Source organism: Lysobacter sp. yr284 (genome assembly GCF_900107375.1).
Taxonomy (GTDB): Bacteria; Pseudomonadota; Gammaproteobacteria; order Xanthomonadales; family Xanthomonadaceae; genus Lysobacter.
Window position 1 is genome coordinate 26,501 of the sequence record NZ_FNPT01000004.1, and the last position, 18,515, is coordinate 45,015.

The following is an 18,515-nucleotide window of genomic DNA, read 5'->3' on the forward strand; positions in this document are numbered from 1 at the left end:
CCCTCCCACAACAGCCGGCTTCGGCCCGTGCCGCTCTTGTGGGAGGGGCTTCAGCCCCGACGCTTTTGCCCCAGGCCAGTGGCCCTGGCGGCCCAAACCATGACAGTTGTCACCCGATAGCGGCAAGAAGCCCGCCAGAAGCGCGACTTTCCCAAGCCGGCCGGCGCAAAATCCTCGCCCGTTCAGGCATTTGCGGGCACGAATGTTGCGCCGCAGCACGCGTCCCGCACCTTCACGAATGTTTGACGCCGCCCGTCTGTGCCGGTAAATCTCCCCGGCCCGTGCCGTCGGCGTGGGATTTTCATTCAGTTTCCACACGACAGGGGACACCGCATGAGCGGAGCCGCGACACCGACCCAGGGCCAGGCGCCCATTCCCGAATTCTCCACGCGGCTGGGCCATCCCAAGCCGCTGTGGATGCTGTTCATGACCGAATTCTGGGAGCGCTTCGCCTTCTACGGCATTCGCTGGGCGCTCGTGCTGTACATCGTCCACCAGTTCCACGGCGGCGACGCCGCCGGCGAGGCGCCGGCCAACCGCGTCTACGGCGCGTACCTGGCCCTGGTCTACGCCGCGGCGATCTTCGGCGGCTACGTCGCCGACCGCATCCTCGGCTACCAGCGCTCGATCCTGCTCGGCGCGGTGATCATGTCGGCCGGCTTGTTCATGATCGCGTTGCCCAACGAGCAGATCTTCAAGCTCGGCCTGGCCACGATCATCTGCGGCAACGGCCTGTTCAAGCCGAACATCTCGACCATGGTCGGCAAGCTCTACGCGGTCGGCGACGAGCGCCGCGACTCGGGCTTCACCATCTTCTACATGGGCATCAACCTCGGCGCGATGCTGGCGCCGCTGCTGACCCAGTACCTGGCGCAGAAGATCTTCGGCAGCGAATCGCTGCCGGACTACAAGATCGTGTTCATCTCCGCCGGCATCGGCATGCTGATCAGCCTGGTGTGGTTCTGGTTCGGCCGCGCCGGCCTGCAGGGCATCGGCGTTCCGCCGGAAGGCCAGCAGGACCCGCGCAAGGTGCTGTACGTGTTCCTCGGCGCCGTGGTCGCGATCCCGATCGTGTACTTCCTGCTCGCCATGGGCGCCGGCGCGCTGCAGGGCGTGCTGACCGCGATGTTCCTGGGCCTGTGCGGCCTGCTGCTGGCCGAAGGCTTCCGCGAAGGTTCGCAGCAGCGCGACAAGGTGGTCGCGATGCTGATCATCTTCACCTTCAACATCCTGTTCTGGATGTTCTTCGAGCAGGCCGGCAGCTCGTTCACCTTCCTCGCCGACAAGATCGTCGACCGCGACATCTTCAACGGCGCGATGGCCGACTTCGTCTACAGCCTCAGCGGCGAGCGGGTGTTCCCGACCGCGTGGTTCCAGTCGGTCAACTCGGTCGCGATCATCACCCTGGCGCCGCTGATCGCCTGGATCTGGGTGGCGATGGGCCGGGCCAATCCCTCGATCCCGCGCAAGTTCGGCCTGGGCCTGATCTTCAACGGCCTGGCCTTCCTGCTGCTGATGTTCGCCCTGGGCAACCTGCTGGACAACGGCAAGATCCCGTTCTGGACCCTGTTCGCGGTGTACTGGATCCAGTCCATCGGCGAGCTGTGCCTGTCGCCGATCGGCCTGTCGATGGTGACCAAGCTGGCGCCGGTGCGCCTGGTCGGCTTCGGCATGGGCGGCTGGTTCCTGTCGACCGGCATCGGCAACAACCTGTCGGGCATCTTCGCCGGCCACGTCAGCGGCGAAGGCGGCATGACCACGACCTCGGCGCTGGGCGGCTACACCTTCGGCTTCTGGGCACTGGTCGGCGCCGGCGTGCTGCTGTTCCTGATCGCGCCGCTGGTGCAGAAGCTGATGCACGGCGTGAAGTGATCGCGTTGCGCGGTTGAATGCGGAAACGGCGGCCGGTTGGCCGCCGTTTTCGTTTGTGCGATGGTGCGGGCAGCGTCGAAGGCACAGGAGCGTCCGCGATGGGCAGCGTCGGCATCTTCCACTGGTTGATCCTGTTCGCGCTGATCGGCGCCGCGGCGGGCGCGGTGTGGCTGATCTCTTACCTCGCCAACCGCCGGAAATAGACCCACAGCCGCAGCGCCTCCTGTAGGAGCGGCGCAAGCCGCGACCGCGACAACGCAGCTATTGCGAAACCGTCGTCGCTGCGCCGCATGCCCGAGTTGTCGGGTGCGTGCGTTTGCGCTGCGTTTTCGCGGTCGCGGCTCGCGCCGCTCCTACAGGGCGACGCGGAACTTCAGCGCGACTCGGCCGCCATCTCGGCCTCGGCCTGCATCTCCAACTCGTCGAGCCGGTCCAGCAGCCGGAACAACGCGTCGCGCTCGACGGTCTCGATCCCGGCCAGCAGCCGTTGCTCGAACGCCAGCGCCATCGGCGCGACTTCGTCGTAGATCTTGTAGCCGTCCGGCGACAGCCGCAGCACCGAGCGGCGGCGGTCGTCGTCGTGGGTGTCGCGCTCCAGCCGGCCGGCTTCGGTCAGGCGCGCGACCGCGCGGCTCACCGCCACCTTGTCCATCGCGGTGCGCTGAGCGACCTCGTTGGCCGACAGCCCGGGGAAGCGCCCCAGCACAGCCATTACCCGCCATTCGGTCACGCTCAGGGCGTAGCGTTCGGAATAGACCCGGGCGATCGCGCCGCTGACCCGGTTCGACAGCACCGACAGGCGGTACGGCAGGAAGTGGTCCAGGTCCAACTCGGCGTGGCGGCCGCCGGCGCGCGCGGCCGCGCGCGAGGGCGGGGTGGCCCGTTCAGGCGCGGCGGGGTCGGACGGAGCCGCGGCCCCGGATTGGGAAGTCGGTCGATTCATGTTGCGCTATGCCTTGCTTATGGTTTCATTTGAAACTATAACGGCTACTTTCCTGAGGCCGCCCGCAGCGGACCCGCCCGCCACACGAGAACAATGCCATGAATGCACAGCCCAACCTCGGCATGCAGGTCACCACCTTCGAAAATCCGCTCGGCATCGACGGCTTCGAGTTCGTCGAGTTCGCCGCGCCGAAAGGCCAGGGCGCCCTGCTGCACGATTATTTCCGCAAGCTCGGCTTTACCGCCGTGCTCAAGCACAAGTCGCGCCCGGTCACCGTCTACCGCCAGGGCGGGGTGAACTTCCTGGTCAACGAGACCCCGGACAGCTTCGCCTCCGCGTTCGCCGAGGCCCACGGCCCCTGCGCCAGCGGCTTCGCGATCCGCTTCAAGCAGCCGGCCGGCGACGTGCTCAAGGCCGTGCTCGCCAACGGCGGCGAAGCGGTGAGCGACCGCGCCGACACCCGCGTCATCGACGCGCCGGTGGTCAAGGGCATCGGCGACTGCATGCTGTACCTGGTCGACCAGTACGGCGACAAGGGCGACGCCTACGCCGACTACGAGCCGATCGCCGGCGCCGAGAACAACCCGACCGGGTTCGGCCTGACCTTCATCGACCACCTGACCCACAACCTGTACTTCGGCAACATGCGCAAGTGGTCGGACTACTACGAGCGCCTGTTCAACTTCCGCGAGATCAAGTACTTCGACATCAAGGGCGCCAAGACCGGCCTGGTGTCCAAGGCGATGACCGCGCCGGACGGCATCGTGCGCATCCCGCTCAACGAGTCCAACGACCCCAAGAGCCAGATCAACGAATACCTCGACGCCTACAAGGGCGAGGGCATCCAGCACATCGCCTGCTTCACCGACAACATCTACGACACCGTCGAGGCGATGCGCGCGCAGGGCGTGGAGTTCCTGGACACGCCGGACACCTACTTCGACGTGATCGACATGCGCGTGCCCAACCACGGCGAAGACGTGCCGCGCCTGGCCCGCAACAAGATCCTGATCGACGCCGATCCGGAAACCCACCAGCGCAAGCTGCTGCAGATCTTCACCCAGAACGCGATCGGCCCGATCTTCTTCGAGATCATCCAGCGCAAGGGCAACGAAGGCTTCGGCGAGGGCAACTTCCAGGCCCTGTTCGAGAGCATCGAACGCGACCAGATGAAGCGCGGCGTACTATAAGCGCTCCTCATCGCAAGGCCGTGGACATGCTCAAGGAACTGATGGATCTGTTGACCTGCCGGGAGCTCGATCCGGAGGAACTGGCCTCGCTGGTGGCGTCGATCGAAAACGCGGGCGACGATCCGGACCTGGACTGGATGGACGATCCCTCGCCGGAGGAGCTGATCCAGAACGCGATCGTGTTCAAGCTGGTCAACCACCTCGCCGTCGGCGACAAGATCGACGAGGTGCACGAGCAGGTCAGCGATTTCTTCGCCGAGCCGCTGGCGGATTTCCCGCGCCATGCCGATGGGCGCGGGTACCTGCCGGACGACTACTTCGCCTGGCTGGACCCGCTGCTGGCCGAGCGCGGAAAGGACGGCGGCGGTTACCGGCTGATGCTGCTCGACGACAGCTTCAGCGACCAGCTCAACGCCTTGCTGGTCTGGCGCAAGGACACCGCGCGGGTGCTGGAACTGGCCCGCGCGCTGGCGCTGTCGATCGAGTCGTCGACCGAGCGTTCCCTGGGCCACCGCCCGATCATGTGACGACGGCGGCCGCGCCGGCGCCTGGGCGCCGGTGCGCGGCCGCGAAGATCCGAAACGGCGCCGTCGCAGGACGGCGCCACGCCGCCGATACGCGCGGCGACCCACCGCATAGCGAGTCCGTATGAGCACCGCAGCCAACGACATCGACAACGTGATCCCGATGCCCAGCACCGACTCCGTGCGCCAGCTCCCGCGCGGCTACATGAGCGGTTTCGGCAACGAATTCGCCACCGAAGCCGTCGCCGGCGCGCTGCCGGAAGGGCAGAACTCGCCGCAGCGCGCGTCGTTCGGGCTCTACGCCGAGCAGCTCAGCGGCACCGCCTTCACCGCGCCGCGCAAGGAAAACCGGCGCAGCTGGCTGTACCGGATCCGTCCGGCGGCGATGCACGGCGCGTTCTCGGCGTACGCGCAGCCGCGGTTCCACAACGACTTCGGCGACGGCCCGGTCTCGCCCGACCAGCTGCGCTGGGACCCGCTGCCGCTGCCCGAGGGCGGCGTCGATTTCGTCGAAGGCCTCTACACCATGGCCGGCAACGGCTCGGCCGCCGGCCAGCACGGCTGCGGCATCCATCTGTACGCGGCCAACCGTTCGATGCAGGGCCGGTTCTTCTACAACGCCGACGGCGAGACCCTGATCGTGCCGCAGCAAGGGCGCCTGCTGATCGGCACCGAGCTGGGCGCGCTGGAAGTCGATCCGATGGAAGTCGCGGTGATTCCGCGCGGCATCCGTTTCCGCGTCGAGCTGCTCGACGGCGCCTCGCGCGGCTATGTGTGCGAGAACTTCGGCGCGCTGCTGCGGTTGCCCGACCTCGGCCCGATCGGTTCGAACGGCCTGGCCAATCCGCGCGATTTCTCCACCCCGCACGCGGCCTACGAGGACCTGGAAGGCGCGTTCGAGCTGGTCGCCAAGTTCCAGGGCCACCTGTGGCGGGCCGACATCGGCCACTCGCCGCTGGACGTGGTCGCCTGGCACGGCAACTTCGCGCCGTACAAGTACGACCTGCGCCGCTTCAACACCATCGGCTCGATCAGCTTCGACCATCCCGACCCGTCGATCTTCACCGTGCTGACCTCGCCCAGCGACACGCCCGGCACGGCCAACATCGACTTCGTGATCTTCCCGCCGCGCTGGCTGGTGGCGCAGCACACCTTCCGTCCGCCGTGGTTCCACCGCAACGTCGCCAGCGAGTTCATGGGCCTGGTGCACGGCGTGTACGACGCCAAGGCCGGCGGCTTCGCCCCGGGCGGCGCCTCGCTGCACAACTGCATGACCGGCCACGGCCCGGACGCGGAGACCTTCGAGAAGGCCTCGCACGCCGACCTGAGCAAGCCGCACGTCATCACCGACACCATGGCCTTCATGTTCGAGACCCGCGCGGTGATCCGCCCGGCGGCGCAGGCCTTCGACGCGGCGCACCGCCAGCGCGACTACCAGGCGTGCTGGGCCGGGCTGCAGAAGCATTTCGATCCGTCCAGGCGCGATTGATCGCCGCTGCGCGTCGAAATTGCGAGGCAATGGATCTTGTGGGAGGGGCTTTGGCCCCTCCCACATCGTTTCTCGCCGCGTTCACGCAAAACCGCTAGGCTGCACCGGCCATTCGCAACGCGCTCTTGCGCCGGAGTCCGCCCATGATCCTCGCGCCGAACTCGCTGCCCGCACGCCTGGGCCTGCTCGCCGCCGCGCTGCTCGCGCTCGCCGCCTGCCAGCACGAATCCGCGCCGGCGCCGCAGGAGTCCGCGTCCGCCGCGCCGCCGCTCAATCCCGCGCCGGTCGACGACCAACCCACCGAAAACGTGCCGCCGGCGACCGCGCCGGTGTCCTCGCCGCCGCCTGCGGCCGCCGCTGGCCAGGCCCGCTTCGACGGCTACGGCGAGATGCGCTTCGGCATGACCGCCGCGCAGGCCAAGCAGGCCTGGGGCGGCGAGCTCAAGGGCAAGCCCGAGGAAGCCGGCGGCTGCTATTACCTGCAACCGATCTGGGGCAGCAACCCGCGCGAGTTCGGCTTCATGGTCGAGGACGACAAGTTCGTGCGCGTGGACGTGGGCAACGACAAGGAGATCGCGCCCGGCGGCGGCAAGAAGGGAATGAGCGCCGACGAGATCGGCAAGCTCTACGCCGGCCGCGTCGAGGTCCAGCCGCACAAGTACGAGCAGGGCGCCAAGGTGCTGCGGGTCAGCGACGCCAGCGGCGGCGTGCTGGTGTTCGAGACCGCCGGCGACGGCAAGGTGGCGCGCTGGCGCATCGGCATCCCGCCGCAGGTCGATTACGTCGAAGGCTGCTCCTGAGGCGGCCGGGCTGGGCATAATCGGCCGATGGGAGCCGGCGCCGGGTGGCGTCCGCTGGCGGCAGGCGAGAGCGGGGCGGTGGCTCGTCGCGACCGGAGCGGAAGGCATCGGGCCTGAAGGCCCTCCCACGGCACGCCTTGAAGGGCCGCCTGCAGCACGATGCGCCGCCTGAGGGCGGTTCCAGCGCAGGGCCGCGGCCTTGCGGCCCGTTCCACCGCAACCACCGGGGCCGGCCCCGGCCGCCGCACCATCCAGAGCCACTAGGGGAAGAGCGCCATGTTGGAAGCCGTCGGCTTGTTCGTGCTGGGCCTGTTGCTGTTGGCCCTGGGCGGCGACTCGGTCGTCAAGGGCGCCTCCGGCCTGGCCCAGCGCTTGGGCATCTCGCCGTTCGCGGCGGGGCTGGTGCTGGTGGCCTTCGCCACTTCGCTGCCGGAACTGGCGGTCAACCTGCAGGCGGTGGTGCGCGGCCAGCAGGCGCTGGCGCTGGGCAACGCGGTCGGCAGCAATATCGTCAACTTCGGCCTGACCCTGGGCGTGGCCGCATTGGCCGCGCCGCTGACGGTGCGCTGGCGCGCGCTCGCACCGCTGCTGCTGGTGCTGCTGCTGGGCACCGTGGGCACGATCGGCCTGGGCCTGGACGGCGCGCTGAGCCGCGGCGAGGGCCTGGCGATGCTGGCGGTGTTCGTCGCCGTGGTGGTGTTCGCCACCGTGCGCACCCGCCACGAGAAGCCCGAGGTGCAGGACGCCATCGCCGCCTTCTCGCAGACCCAGACCCATCTCGGCCTCAACCTGGTCCGGCTGCTGATCGCCGCGGCGCTGCTGCACCTGGGCGCGTACCTGATCGTCGGCGGCCACGGCCTGTGGAGCCTGCACGCGCCGTTGCCGGCCGCGGCCGGCGGCTTCGGCTCGCCGAACGCGGCGATCATCGGCGCGGCGATGGGCCTGTCGCCGCTGCTGGCCGGCCTGCTGCCGGTGGCGATCGGCACCGCGCTGCCGGAGGCCGCCGCGGCGGTCGCCGCGGCGCGGCGCGGGCAGGGCGAGATCGTGGTCGGCCACGTGATCGGCTCGAGCCTGTTCAACCTGCTGTTCGTGCTCGGCGGCATGGCCGCGTGGCGCACGCTGCCGCTGCCGGCCTCGTTCGTGCGCTTCGAATTGCCGGCCGCGGCGGTGTTCGCGCTGATGCTCTACCCGATGCTGCGCGGCGACCTGCGCATCAGCCGGCGCGAGGGCGCGGTGCTGGTGCTGGCGCTGCTGGCGTGGATCGGCCTGGAACTGGCGATGCTGGGCTGAGCGCGTTTCGACGCCGCGCGCCGGCCTGCGCCGGTGCGGGTGTCCACAATTTCCATGCAAGCGCCCCGCCTATAATCGGCGGATGAGCAAAATCACCACCACGCCGCGGTTGCCGCGACGCGCGTTGCGCGCGCTCAGCGAATTCTTCCGCCTCGAAGCCGCCGGCGGCATCGTCCTGATCGCCGCCGCGGTGCTGGCCCTGGTCGCCGCCAATTCGCCGCTGCAGGCCGCCTACGAAGCCTTTCGCGAGATCCCGGTGCAGGTGCGCGTCGGCGCGCTCGACATCGGCAAGCCGCTGCTGCTGTGGATCAACGACGGGCTGATGGCGATCTTCTTCCTGGTCGTGGCCCTGGAGATCAAGCGCGAAGCGCTCAGCGGCCAGTTGGCCGAGCGTTCGCAGCTGGTGCTGCCGCTGGTGTGCGCGATCGCCGGCGTGGTCGCGCCGGCGCTGCTGTTCTTCGCCCTCAACCGCGGCGACGCCGCGGCGATGCGCGGCTGGGCCGTGCCGACCGCGACCGACATCGCCTTCGCCCTGGGCGTGCTGGCGCTGCTGGGTTCGCGCGTGCCGGTGGCGATGAAGCTGCTGTTGTCGACCATCGCCGTGGTCGACGACCTGATCGCGATCCTGATCATCGCCTTCTTCTATTCGCACGGCCTGTCGGTGACCGCGCTGGTGTGGGCGGCGGTGGCGCTGGCGATGATGGCGCTGCTCAACCGGCGCGGGGTCAAGTCGCTGGGGCCGTACCTGGCGCTGGGCGTGGTGCTGTGGGTGTGCGTGCTCAAGTCCGGCGTGCACGCGACCCTGGCCGGCGTCGCCACCGGCCTGCTGATCCCGCACGTGGACAAGACCAACAACATCGACGACGACACCGAACACTCGCCGCTGGAGACCCTGGAGCACGCGCTGCATCCGTGGGTGGCCTACGCGATCCTGCCGTTGTTCGCCTTCGTCAACGCCGGCCTGTCGCTGGGCGGGGTCGAGATGAAGGACATGATGGCGGCGCTGCCGATGGGCGTGGTGCTGGGCCTGGTGGTCGGCAAGCCGGTCGGCATCGTCGGCGCGGCGCTGCTGATGCGCGCGCTGGGCTGGGCGCGGTTCCCGGCCGGCATGGACGTGCGCGCGATGATCGGCCTGGGCCTGATGTGCGGCATCGGCTTCACCATGAGCCTGTTCATCGCCTCGCTGGCCTACCAAGACCCGCTCTTGTACGAAGAGGCCGTCCTCGGCATCCTCGGCGCCTCGCTGCTGTCGGCAGTGATCGGTTATGCATGGCTGCGCGCGGTGTTGCCCTCGCGCGGCGGCGCCCAGGGTCCGAACAAAGGCTGATCAGAGCGGATGAAGCACGCATTGGTGTTCGGCGGCAGCGGCCAGATCGGCCTGCCGCTGTTGCAGCGGTTGTACCAGGACGGCTGGCGGGTCACCGCGATTTCGCGCGGCGAACAGACCGACCGGCCCGGCCTGCATTGGCTGCGCGGCGACCTGACGCGCATGCCCGACCTGCCCGCGCGGGTGGACGCGATCTTCAGCTGCGGGCCGCTGCTGAAGTTCGCCCAGTGGTACGAAGCCTCGGGCATCGAGGCCAGCCGGGTGATCGCGTTCGGCTCCACCAGCGCGCAGACCAAGCGCGGTTCGGCCGATGCCGAGGAGCGCCGGGTCGCGGCCGAGCTGCGCGAGGGCGAGGCGACCTTGTTCGCCGCCGCGCAACCGCGCAACGACGCGGCCACGGTGTTGCGGCCGACCCTGATCTACGGCGCCGGCCGCGACGCCACCCTGACCCGGATCGCGCAACTGGCCCGGCGCCTGCGCTATTTCCCGCTGCCGCGCGGCGCCAACGGCCTGCGCCAGCCGGTGCACGTGGACGATCTGGCCGCCGCCGCGTTCGCCGCGCTGGCGGCGCCGGCGAGCTTCGGCAACACCTACGCGGTGCCCGGCGGCGAGACCCTGAGCTACCGCGACATGGTCGCGCGCACCCTGGCCTGCCTGCGCCCGCCGGTGAAGCTGGTCGAACTGCCGTCGCCCTTGTTCAATCTCGCCCTGCTCGCCGCCCAGGCCAGCGGCCGCGCCACCGGCCTGGGCGAGGCCGCGGTGCGGCGCATGCGCAGCGACATGGCCTTCGACGCCGGTCCGGCGCAGCGCGATTTCGGCTATGCGCCGCGGCCGTTTAGGCCGAGCGCGGAGATGTTCGAGCCGCCGCGCGGCTGAGCGCGCGGCCGCGAGGACAGGGCTGTTGTGGGAGGGCCTTCAGGCCCGATGCTTTTGGCTCGGATTGCGGCGATCTGGAACAAAAGCATCGGGCCTGAAGGCCCTCCCACAACAGCCCGGGGCCGCCTCAGCGCGTGCGCGACTTGGCCAGGTTGCGCAGCGCGATCAGCAACACCCCGCCCAGCACCATCGCGCCGCCCAGCCACAGGCTCGGACCGGGCCGGTCGCCCCAGAACGCGATGCCCAGGCCGATCGCGATCACCGGCGCCAGCAGCAGCCACGGCGTCACCTGCGCGACCGGATGGCGCTGCACCAGCACGTAGTACAGGCCGTGGCCGAGCAGCGAGGACACGAACGCGGCGTACAGCGCGCCGAGCCACGCCACCCAGCTCACGCCCGGCAGCGCGGCCACGCCGCCGGGCTCCAGGATCAGGCTGATCGCCAGCAGCGGGGTCACTGCGATCAACGCGGTCCAGCCCTGCTGGCTGAGCATGTCCAGCCCGCGCAGGCCCTTCATCAGCACCGTGCCCAGGGCCAGGAACGCGGCCGAGACCAGCATCAGCACCACCGCCAGCGGGTGGTCGAGCACCATCGGGTCGAAGCCCAGCACCAGCACGCCGCAGAAGCTGATCGCGATCGCCACGCCGGTGCGCCAGGCGAAGCGCTCGCCGAGCAGCCACCACGCCAGCAACGCGGTCATCGGCACATAGCTCTGCATCACGATCGCCGGCGAGGACAGGTCGCCGGCGGCCTTGAGCGCGCTGAAGCTCAGGCCGAAATGCAGCACGCCGATGCACAGGCACACCGCGATCAGGCGCGGCCACTGGCCGGGCGCGGGGCGCTTGAGGAAGAACGCCAGCGGCAGCGCCAGCAGGGCGAAGCGCAGCGCGGTGAACAGGAACGGCGGGATTTCGCGCAGGGCCAGCGCCGAGGTCAGGAAGTTGATCGCCCACGACAGGACGACGAGCAGCAGCAGGAGCAGATCGCGGGCGGGCATGGCGGGGGCCGGTGGGCTATCGTGGCCGCCTTGCGGACGGACGCGAATGGCGTGGTGGGGCGGCTATTGTGAAGGAAGCGATGCAGGCTGCGGGACCGATGGGCTGGGCACTGCTGTTGCTGGCGATCGCCGCGTTCGGGCTGGCGCCGGCGGCGTGGCTGTTGCAGGCGCGGGTGGCGCGCGCGGTCGGCGCGCGGCCGGCGTTCGGCGCGGCGCTGTGGACGGTGCTGTTCGCCGCGGTGCTGTGGGCGATGCTGGCGGTGGCGGCGCTGATCGTCGCGCACGCCTCCAGGTTCGGCTCGGGCGCGCCGTTCGCGGCGCTCGCGGCGGCGTTGTCGTGGCTGGCGCTGGGCGTCGGCGTGCGGCTGTACCTGCCCGATCCGGCCGGGGCCAAGCTGGCCTGGCGGCGCGCGCTGTGGGCGGCGCTGCCGGCGGTGGCGCTGCTGTGGGCGGAGGCGGCGCTGGTGCCGCGGGCGTTGCAGTGGGGCGGTATCGGCTGACGGAGACGCGGCGCTGCCGGGGTTGCGCGGTCGTTGCGTTGGCGCGGTCGCGGCTCGCGCCGCTCCTACCGTCGGATACGAACCCGCCGAAGCCCCTGTAGGAGCGGCGCAAGCCGCGACCGCGCCAACGCAACGACCGCGCTAACCAAGCGACCGCGCCACCCGAGCGACCGCGTTACCCATCAACCGCGCCACCGGCCAGACGCGCCACCGCCCGGCAACACCGCAACCACAACCGCAACGGAGAACGCGCGCGCATGGACATCGCTATGGTCGGCAAGGTGGTCCTGGCCGCGCTGTGCTTCGCGCTGGTGGTCGTGGCCTTGTTCCTGTTCTGGCTGCAGCCGGTGGCCTGGGTGCTGCGGCGGCTGGCGCCGCGCGCGCTCGGCGCGCCGTTGCGCGACGGCGCGGCGATGAGCGCGGTGCAGTTCGCGCTGATGTCGATGATTCCGGCCGCGCTGACCTGGGGGCTGTTCAGCACGCAGGCGCCGCAGTGGGCGCAGTTGGCCGTCGTCGCCGCGTTGCCGTGGCTGGGCCTGGCCCTGGGCCTGCGCCTGGCGGTGCGCGACGGCGAGCGCCGGCCGCTGTCGTGGCCGCGCGCCTGCCTGCTCGCGGTGCCGGCGGCGCTGGCGTGGTGGCTGGCCACCGCGCTGGTGTTGAGCGTGCCGTTGCTGCTGGGTTGGCTGACGCCGCCGATGCTGCTGGGCGGCTGAGCGCGCGCCGCGCCCGCCGCGCCCGCCGCGCGCGGCTCAGTACGACCAGCCGAGCTTGCGGTAGAGCTTGGCCAGCACCCAGGCCGGGCCGATCAGCAGGTAGGTCAGGTCGGTCAGGAAGCTCGGCTTCTTGCCTTCGATCTTGTGGCCGACGAACTGCGCGACCCAGGCGACCACGAACACCGTCACCGCGGTCCACAGCAGCGCGCGGATGCCGAAGCGCTGCGCGATCCAGTGGCTCAGCAGCGAGAACAGCGCGAACTGGACCAGCATGCCCAGGCCGAGCGTGCGCGAGGAGCGGTAGTAGAACAACATCGCCGCGAACATCGGCAGCGCGGCCCAGACGCCGGGGCGGAACATCGCGTCGGGCGAGGGGATGCACCACAGCAGCGCGATCACGCTCCACAGGATCGCCGGCACGGCGAACACGTGGATGCGCTGGTTGGTGGCGTTGACGTGGTCGCCGGAGTAGCTGGCGAACCAGCGGTCGATCGGGCGGTCGGCGACGGCGGGATGGGCGAGGGTGCTCATGGACGGCTCCCGTGGACGAAAGGCGGGCGTGCGGCCCGCGCGGTGGCGGAGGCGCCGGCGGACGGCGCGCGGCTGGAGCGGCGTCGGCGCGGCGCGACGGGCGCGCGGCCCGGCGCAGCGCTCAATGCGCCGCCGATTTCGAGAATAGCTGGATCACCAGCACCCCGGCCACGATCAGGCCGATGCCGGCGATCGCCCCGGCGTCGAGGTGCTGTTTCATGAACAGCCAGCCGATCGTCGCGATCAGGACGATGCCGACGCCCGACCAGATCGCATACGCGACGCCGACCGGGACGGTCTTGAGCACCAGCGAGAGGAAGTAGAACGCGATTCCGTAGCCGGCGGCGACGACGATCGACGGGCCGGTCTTGGTGAAGCCGTCCGAGGCCTTGAGCGCGCTGGTCGCGATCACCTCGGCGGCGATGGCGACGGCCAGGTACAGGTAGCCGGTATTCATGCGAAGGCGGGTCTGCGGCGAGGGGGATCGGCAGGGTAGCGCGCATGGCCGGGGCTGGCACGGACTCGACGGGACTGGCCGCAGTGTCGCGCACGCCGGCGGCGGGGTCTGTAAACCAGGCGACAGTCGGCGGGCGGGGTGGGCCGGCGCCAGGGCGGCGGAGGGGCGCGTGGCGGAGCGTCGTCCGCGGGGATTCCTCGGCGGACGATTTACCGCGTCGCGGCTTGCGCCGCTCCTACAGTCGGACATGTACCGGCCGAAGCCCCTGTAGGAGCGGCGCAAGCCGCGACCGCGCCAACACGAACCACCGCGCGACCTAAGCGCAGCTGCGCGCGCGCAACGACACCCCCGCAACGACACAGGGCCGCTCGCGCGGCCCTGTGCGTTTCGACCCGGATCAGTCGACCGAAATCCCGGCCAGCTTCTGCAGGGCCTCGGCGTACTTCGCCCGGGTCCGCTCGATCACCTGCGCCGGCAGGCTCGGACCCGGCGGGGTCTTGTCCCAGTCCAGCGTCTCCAGGTAGTCGCGCACGAACTGCTTGTCGTAGCTCGGCGGGCTGGTGCCGACCTGGTACAGGTCGGCCGGCCAGTAGCGCGAGGAGTCCGGCGTCAGCATCTCGTCCATGACGTACAGGCGGCCGTCGGCGTCGGTGCCGAACTCGAACTTGGTGTCGGCCAGCAGGATGCCGCGCTGCGCCGCGTAATCGGCGGCGTAGCGGTACAGGCGCAGGGTCGCGTCGCGCACCGCCTCGGCCAGCCCGGCGCCGACGGTGCGCACCGCGGTGTCGAAGTCGATGTTCTCGTCGTGGTCGCCGACCGCGGCCTTGGTCGAGGGGGTGAAGATCGGCTCGGCCAGCTTCTCGGCCTGGCGCAGGCCGCCGGGCAGGGCGATGCCGCTGATCCGGCCGGTGCGCTGGTAGTCCTTCCAGCCGCTGCCGATCACGTAGCCGCGGGCGATGCACTCGATCGCCACCGGCTTGAGCCGCTTGGTCACCACCGCGCGTTTGGCGTACAGGCCCGCGTCCACGCCCTCGGGCAGGACCGCGGCGACGTCGATGCCGGTGAGGTGGTTGGGAATGATGTGCGCGGTCTTGCCGAACCAGAAATTGCTGATCTGGCAGAGCATCTCGCCCTTGCCCGGGATCGGGTCGGGCAGCACGACGTCGAACGCGCTGAGGCGGTCGGTGGCGACCATCAGCAGGCAGTCGCCGCCGGGCGTCGCGCCGGCGGGCAGCCGGTCGGCGGGAAGATCGAAGACATCGCGGACCTTGCCGCGATGGCGAAGAGGCAGGCCGGGCAGTTCGGATTGCAGCAGCGTGGTCGTCAACGTGGGGACCCCTGATGGCGTAAGGCAACGACTCCCCGCGCGCCGTGCGCGCCTGAGCGGTCGTTGGCCGGGGCCGTCCGGGCCGCCCGGGTTGCGCGCGTGCGCGCGACGGGGCCGGGCAGTGTACGCCGCTTGCGGCCGCCGTGCAGGTCCGCGGTTGGAGATCCGCGCGCCCGGCGGCCGGGGGCGTCCCGCCGTGGCCCGGCCCCGGTCGCGGGCCACGGGGCCGATCCGGACCGGCCGTCCGGCGGCCCGCGCCGGCGGCGGCCCCGCTAAGATGCCCGGCGAAGGGCCGCGGCGGCCCGCAGACAGGACCGGACGCGGCCCGATGAAGCGGAACTGGTACGGCAAATTGCTGGGATTCTGCGTCGGCCTGGCGCTGTCGCGCGGCAATCCCTGGGTCGCCCTGGTCGGCCTGCTGATCGGCCATGCGGTCGACACCGACTGGTTCCGGCTGCGCGGCGACGACCCCTACGCCGCGCTCGGCCTGGACCGCGAGGCCAGCGACGCCGAGATCGACAAGGCCTACCGCCGCCTGATCTCGCAATACCACCCCGACCGCTACGCCAACGACCCGGACGAGGACCGCCAGCGCGCCGAGACCAAGGCGCGCGAGATCAACCGGGCGTACGACCGGATCCGGGCGCTGCGCAAGCGCGGACGTTAGCGGACAAGCGGCGGGAGATGGCGACGCGCGACGGTGCGGGGCTTGCCGCCGCCGCCCGCCGCCCGCGCGCCGCCTCGCCCGCGCTTTTTGCCTGGCCGACCCACCGGGGCGACAATAGCCGCCTCCCCGCCAGGCTCCGTCCATGACCACGCAATCCACCGTCATCGCCCCGTCCATCCTCTCGGCCGACTTCGCCCGGCTCGGCGAGGAGGTCGACAACGTGCTCAAGGCCGGCGCCGACTGGGTCCATTTCGACGTCATGGACAACCACTACGTGCCCAACCTGACCATCGGCCCGATGGTCTGCGAGGCGCTGCGCAAGCACGGGGTGACCGCGCCGATCGACGTGCACCTGATGGTCGAGCCGGTCGACCGCATCGTCCCGGACTTCGCCAAGGCCGGCGCGACCACGATCAGCTTCCACCCCGAGGCCAGCGCGCACGTGCACCGCACGATCCAGTTGATCAAGTCGCTCGGCTGCAAGGCCGGGCTGGTGCTCAATCCCGGCACGCCGCTGGAAGTGCTGGACTGGGTGCTCGACGACCTGGACATGGTGCTGCTGATGTCGGTGAACCCCGGCTTCGGCGGGCAGAGCTTCATTCCCTCGGCGCTGGACAAGCTGCGCCGCGTGCGCGAGCGCATCGACAACAGCGGCCGCGCGATCCGGCTGGAGATCGACGGCGGGGTCAAGGCCGACAACATCGGCGAGATCGCCGCCGCCGGCGCCGACACCTTCGTCGCCGGCTCGGCGATCTTCAACGCGCCCGACTACGCCGACGTGATCGGCCGGATGAAGGCGGCGGTGGACGCGGCGCGCAAGTAAGCGCCGCCGCGGCAGCGCGGCCGATGCCATTCGCATCGGCTGCGCGCGGACGCGGCCGCCGGTAGCGGCCGCCTCGCATTCGTTTTCGACCCGACGGCGCCGCGCGCCGCGGCACCACCCGCCGCGACCGGGCGCGCCGGCTTTTTCCCGCGCGCCGCGCATGGCATCGTGCCGGCATCCCCGCCGACCGGATGCGCCGCCATGAACACCTGCGACCTGTGCGACCGCCACGACGCGCGCGTGCGCGTGCTCGACCTGCCGCTGCGCGACTTCGGCGGCCGCATCGGTTTCGCCGGCATCGTCAGCACGATCAAGGCCTACGAAGACAACTCGCTGGTGCGCCAGGCGGTCGCCGAAGCCGGCGCGGGCCGGGTGCTGGTGATCGACGGCGGCGGCTCGCCGCGGCGGGCCATGCTCGGCGACCAGCTCGCCGCGCAGGCGGCGGCGAACGGCTGGGCCGGGGTGATCGTGTTCGGCGCGATCCGCGACAGCGCGGCGATCGGCGCGATGGCGCTGGGGGTGAAAGCGCTGGGCACCTGTCCGCGCAAGACCGACAAGCACGGGCAGGGCCTGCGCGATGTCGCGCTCGCGTTCGGCGCGGTGTCGATCCGTCCGGGCGACTGGGTGTGCGCGGACGAGGACGGCGTGGTGTTCGCCGACGAAGCGTTGGCGTGAGGCAGGGTTTCGTCGTGGCCGCGGTGTCGCGGTCGCGGCTTGCGCCGCTCCTACAGAGCGGCTGCGGCCGGTCCGTATAGCGGCGCAAGCCGCGACCGCGCTAACGCAACTACGCCGAACCCGACCCGCAGGCCGGCCCGCGCCGCCTCTCGCCCGCGCACGAGCGTTCGCCAATGCAGCGCGCGCAAAATAAAAGACGCGGACCTTGCGGCCCGCGTCCCGGAAGATTTGGAGGCAATCCAGCCTCCGCCCGTCGTCCCTGATATGGCCTCCTATATTCCGGATCGGCCATGACACGTGTGTGACAGACTTGGCGCATCCGTACATTCATCCCGTCCTCGCGCGCGGCTGCTAGCCTCGCCGCGCCTTTCCACCGGAGAACCGCGCGCATGACTTCGCCCCGCTGGCGCCTGATCCTCAACGGCAAGTCCGCCGGCAACGACGAGGTACGCAAGGCCGTCGCCGCACTGCGCGACCGCGGCGTCGCCCTGGACGTACGCGTGACCTGGGAAGGCGGCGACGGCGAGCGCTACGTCGCCGAAGCCGTCGCCGACGGCGTCGACACGGTGATCGCCGGCGGCGGCGACGGCACCCTCAGCGAAGTCGCCACCGCGCTCGCCCATCGCGACGAGGACGCCGGCGCGCTGCCGAGCCTGGGCCTGCTGCCGCTGGGCACCGCCAACGACTTCGCCACCGCCGCGACCATCCCGACCGATCCGGCGCACGCGCTGGACCTGATCCACCGCCAGCCGCCGCACCCGTTCGACCTGCTGCGGCTGCAGGCGCCCGACGGCCTGCACTGGGCGGCGAACCTGGCCAGCGGCGGCTTCGGCACCCAGGTCACCCTGGAGACCGACGCCGGGCTCAAGAAGATGCTCGGCGGCCTGGCCTACCTGGTCACCGGCATCGCCAAGCTGGGCAAGCTCGAGCCGCTGCAGGCGCGGGTCCACGGCGAGGGCTTCGAGTGGCAGGGCGACTTCCTCGCCCTGGCCGTCGGCAACGGGCGCCAGGCCGGCGGCGGGCAGGTGCTGTGTCCCGACGCGTACATCGACGACGGCCTGCTCGACGTGACCGTGCTGCCGAATTTCTCCGGCGAGGTCGGCGCGGCCATGCGCACCATGCTGACCGAAAGCGAGCGCGCCGCGTTCGAGCGCATGACCGTGCGCGCGCAACTGCGCTGGGTCGAGATCGAGGCGCCGCGCAGCCTCAATCTCAACCTGGACGGCGAGCCGGTGCAGTCGCAACGCTTCCGCATCGACTGCGTGCCGGCACGGCTGCGCATGCACCTGCCGGCCGGCTGCCCGCTGCTGCGCGCCAACGCCGAGACGGCCGCGCAGGGCTGACCGGCCGGGCCTGCGACGGCCCGCGCGTTCCGGCGCCGGACCGTCGCGCAAGGCGCGCGAAGTCGGGTACAGTGGCGGCCATGCAAGCCTGGGCGAACCCGCATTCCTTCTGCGCCGACGTGGGTTGGCGATGGTGGCCGTCGGTCATCACCGCTCCTGCCCACTCGTCCA

Annotated in this window: 19 protein-coding genes; 14 read left to right on the forward strand and 5 right to left on the reverse strand. The window is 70.7% G+C overall.

Annotated features, from left to right (window positions below; genetic code table 11):
• Positions 1-333 precede the first annotated feature (333 nt).
• Complete coding sequence (locus BLV01_RS08520) at positions 334-1,872, forward strand: peptide MFS transporter (protein WP_091797432.1); 1,539 nt, start codon at positions 334-336, stop codon at positions 1,870-1,872.
• Positions 1,873-2,245: 373 nt separating this feature from the next.
• Here BLV01_RS08520 and BLV01_RS08525 read toward each other — a convergent pair whose 3' ends face one another.
• A complete protein-coding gene (locus BLV01_RS08525) occupies positions 2,246-2,815 on the reverse strand; it encodes a MarR family winged helix-turn-helix transcriptional regulator (RefSeq protein WP_091797435.1) in 570 nt (189 codons plus the stop codon).
• Positions 2,816-2,913: 98 nt separating this feature from the next.
• Here BLV01_RS08525 and hppD point away from each other — a divergent pair, with 98 nt between their 5' ends.
• From hppD to BLV01_RS08560, 7 genes are all read left to right on the forward strand, one after another.
• On the forward strand, positions 2,914-4,005 hold the full coding sequence (gene hppD, locus BLV01_RS08530; protein ID WP_091797438.1) for a 4-hydroxyphenylpyruvate dioxygenase: 1,092 nt from the start codon (positions 2,914-2,916) through the stop codon (positions 4,003-4,005).
• A gap of 26 nt (positions 4,006-4,031) precedes the next feature.
• A complete protein-coding gene (locus BLV01_RS08535; RefSeq protein ID WP_091797441.1) occupies positions 4,032-4,532 on the forward strand; it encodes a hypothetical protein in 501 nt (166 codons plus the stop codon).
• A gap of 202 nt (positions 4,533-4,734) precedes the next feature.
• Positions 4,735-6,018, forward strand: coding sequence for a homogentisate 1,2-dioxygenase (gene hmgA, locus BLV01_RS08540; RefSeq protein ID WP_091798211.1), 1,284 nt, complete (start codon positions 4,735-4,737; stop codon positions 6,016-6,018).
• A 143-nt stretch (positions 6,019-6,161) separates the two neighbouring features.
• Positions 6,162-6,818, forward strand: a complete 657-nt coding sequence (locus tag BLV01_RS08545) for a lectin (RefSeq protein WP_254782562.1) — start codon at positions 6,162-6,164, stop codon at positions 6,816-6,818.
• Positions 6,819-7,094: 276 nt separating this feature from the next.
• Positions 7,095-8,108 carry a sodium:calcium antiporter gene (locus BLV01_RS08550; RefSeq protein WP_091797444.1) on the forward strand — a complete coding sequence of 338 codons (1,014 nt, stop codon included), beginning with the start codon at positions 7,095-7,097 and terminating at the stop codon, positions 8,106-8,108.
• A gap of 82 nt (positions 8,109-8,190) precedes the next feature.
• Complete coding sequence (gene nhaA / locus BLV01_RS08555; protein ID WP_091797447.1) at positions 8,191-9,435, forward strand: Na+/H+ antiporter NhaA; 1,245 nt, start codon at positions 8,191-8,193, stop codon at positions 9,433-9,435.
• A gap of 9 nt (positions 9,436-9,444) precedes the next feature.
• Complete coding sequence (locus BLV01_RS08560) at positions 9,445-10,311, forward strand: NAD-dependent epimerase/dehydratase family protein (RefSeq protein WP_091797450.1); 867 nt, start codon at positions 9,445-9,447, stop codon at positions 10,309-10,311.
• Between the two features lie 127 nt (positions 10,312-10,438).
• On the opposite strand, the gene BLV01_RS08565 is transcribed toward BLV01_RS08560, so the two are convergent.
• Positions 10,439-11,308 carry a DMT family transporter gene (locus BLV01_RS08565; RefSeq protein ID WP_091797452.1) on the reverse strand — a complete coding sequence of 290 codons (870 nt, stop codon included), beginning with the start codon at positions 11,306-11,308 and terminating at the stop codon, positions 10,439-10,441.
• 98 nt (positions 11,309-11,406) lie between these two features.
• On the opposite strand from BLV01_RS08565, the gene BLV01_RS08570 reads away from it, so the two are divergent.
• Together BLV01_RS08570 and BLV01_RS08575 are read left to right on the forward strand one after the other, a co-directional pair.
• On the forward strand, positions 11,407-11,808 hold the full coding sequence (locus tag BLV01_RS08570) for a hypothetical protein (RefSeq protein WP_091797454.1): 402 nt from the start codon (positions 11,407-11,409) through the stop codon (positions 11,806-11,808).
• A 257-nt stretch (positions 11,809-12,065) separates the two neighbouring features.
• On the forward strand, positions 12,066-12,521 hold the full coding sequence (locus tag BLV01_RS08575) for a hypothetical protein (RefSeq protein ID WP_139178569.1): 456 nt from the start codon (positions 12,066-12,068) through the stop codon (positions 12,519-12,521).
• A 36-nt stretch (positions 12,522-12,557) separates the two neighbouring features.
• On the opposite strand, the gene BLV01_RS08580 is transcribed toward BLV01_RS08575, so the two are convergent.
• The 3 genes from BLV01_RS08580 to BLV01_RS08590 form a co-directional block, all read right to left on the reverse strand.
• Positions 12,558-13,052, reverse strand: coding sequence for an Mpo1 family 2-hydroxy fatty acid dioxygenase (locus tag BLV01_RS08580; protein ID WP_091797460.1), 495 nt, complete (start codon positions 13,050-13,052; stop codon positions 12,558-12,560).
• 121 nt (positions 13,053-13,173) lie between these two features.
• Positions 13,174-13,509 carry a DMT family transporter gene (locus tag BLV01_RS08585; RefSeq protein WP_091797463.1) on the reverse strand — a complete coding sequence of 112 codons (336 nt, stop codon included), beginning with the start codon at positions 13,507-13,509 and terminating at the stop codon, positions 13,174-13,176.
• Positions 13,510-13,906: 397 nt separating this feature from the next.
• Positions 13,907-14,836, reverse strand: coding sequence for a phosphoribosylaminoimidazolesuccinocarboxamide synthase (locus tag BLV01_RS08590; protein ID WP_091797466.1), 930 nt, complete (start codon positions 14,834-14,836; stop codon positions 13,907-13,909).
• A gap of 328 nt (positions 14,837-15,164) precedes the next feature.
• On the opposite strand from BLV01_RS08590, the gene BLV01_RS08595 reads away from it, so the two are divergent.
• From BLV01_RS08595 to yegS, 4 genes are all read left to right on the forward strand, one after another.
• On the forward strand, positions 15,165-15,503 hold the full coding sequence (locus BLV01_RS08595; protein WP_254782563.1) for a J domain-containing protein: 339 nt from the start codon (positions 15,165-15,167) through the stop codon (positions 15,501-15,503).
• 142 nt (positions 15,504-15,645) lie between these two features.
• Positions 15,646-16,326: a ribulose-phosphate 3-epimerase gene (gene rpe / locus BLV01_RS08600; RefSeq protein WP_091797472.1), complete on the forward strand. Its 681-nt coding sequence runs from the start codon at positions 15,646-15,648 to the stop codon at positions 16,324-16,326.
• A gap of 201 nt (positions 16,327-16,527) precedes the next feature.
• Complete coding sequence (gene rraA / locus BLV01_RS08605) at positions 16,528-17,001, forward strand: ribonuclease E activity regulator RraA (protein WP_091797475.1); 474 nt, start codon at positions 16,528-16,530, stop codon at positions 16,999-17,001.
• A 389-nt stretch (positions 17,002-17,390) separates the two neighbouring features.
• The gene (gene yegS, locus BLV01_RS08610; RefSeq protein ID WP_091797478.1) at positions 17,391-18,344 is read left to right on the forward strand and encodes a lipid kinase YegS; all 954 of its coding nucleotides are present in this window, start codon (positions 17,391-17,393) and stop codon (positions 18,342-18,344) included.
• The last annotated feature ends 171 nt before the right edge of the window (positions 18,345-18,515 follow it).

Coding starts and splice junctions, on each gene's coding strand:
- BLV01_RS08520 (WP_091797432.1), top strand. CDS start 334: ATGAGCGGAGCCGCGACACCGACCCAGGGCCAGGCGCCCATTCCCGAA.
- BLV01_RS08525 (WP_091797435.1), bottom strand. CDS start 2,815: ATGAATCGACCGACTTCCCAATCCGGGGCCGCGGCTCCGTCCGACCCC.
- hppD (WP_091797438.1), top strand. CDS start 2,914: ATGAATGCACAGCCCAACCTCGGCATGCAGGTCACCACCTTCGAAAAT.
- BLV01_RS08535 (WP_091797441.1), top strand. CDS start 4,032: ATGCTCAAGGAACTGATGGATCTGTTGACCTGCCGGGAGCTCGATCCG.
- hmgA (WP_091798211.1), top strand. CDS start 4,735: ATGAGCGGTTTCGGCAACGAATTCGCCACCGAAGCCGTCGCCGGCGCG.
- BLV01_RS08545 (WP_254782562.1), top strand. CDS start 6,162: ATGATCCTCGCGCCGAACTCGCTGCCCGCACGCCTGGGCCTGCTCGCC.
- BLV01_RS08550 (WP_091797444.1), top strand. CDS start 7,095: ATGTTGGAAGCCGTCGGCTTGTTCGTGCTGGGCCTGTTGCTGTTGGCC.
- nhaA (WP_091797447.1), top strand. CDS start 8,191: ATGAGCAAAATCACCACCACGCCGCGGTTGCCGCGACGCGCGTTGCGC.
- BLV01_RS08560 (WP_091797450.1), top strand. CDS start 9,445: ATGAAGCACGCATTGGTGTTCGGCGGCAGCGGCCAGATCGGCCTGCCG.
- BLV01_RS08565 (WP_091797452.1), bottom strand. CDS start 11,308: ATGCCCGCCCGCGATCTGCTCCTGCTGCTGCTCGTCGTCCTGTCGTGG.
- BLV01_RS08570 (WP_091797454.1), top strand. CDS start 11,407: ATGGGCTGGGCACTGCTGTTGCTGGCGATCGCCGCGTTCGGGCTGGCG.
- BLV01_RS08575 (WP_139178569.1), top strand. CDS start 12,066: ATGGACATCGCTATGGTCGGCAAGGTGGTCCTGGCCGCGCTGTGCTTC.
- BLV01_RS08580 (WP_091797460.1), bottom strand. CDS start 13,052: ATGAGCACCCTCGCCCATCCCGCCGTCGCCGACCGCCCGATCGACCGC.
- BLV01_RS08585 (WP_091797463.1), bottom strand. CDS start 13,509: ATGAATACCGGCTACCTGTACCTGGCCGTCGCCATCGCCGCCGAGGTG.
- BLV01_RS08595 (WP_254782563.1), top strand. CDS start 15,165: ATGAAGCGGAACTGGTACGGCAAATTGCTGGGATTCTGCGTCGGCCTG.
- rpe (WP_091797472.1), top strand. CDS start 15,646: ATGACCACGCAATCCACCGTCATCGCCCCGTCCATCCTCTCGGCCGAC.
- rraA (WP_091797475.1), top strand. CDS start 16,528: ATGAACACCTGCGACCTGTGCGACCGCCACGACGCGCGCGTGCGCGTG.
- yegS (WP_091797478.1), top strand. CDS start 17,391: ATGACTTCGCCCCGCTGGCGCCTGATCCTCAACGGCAAGTCCGCCGGC.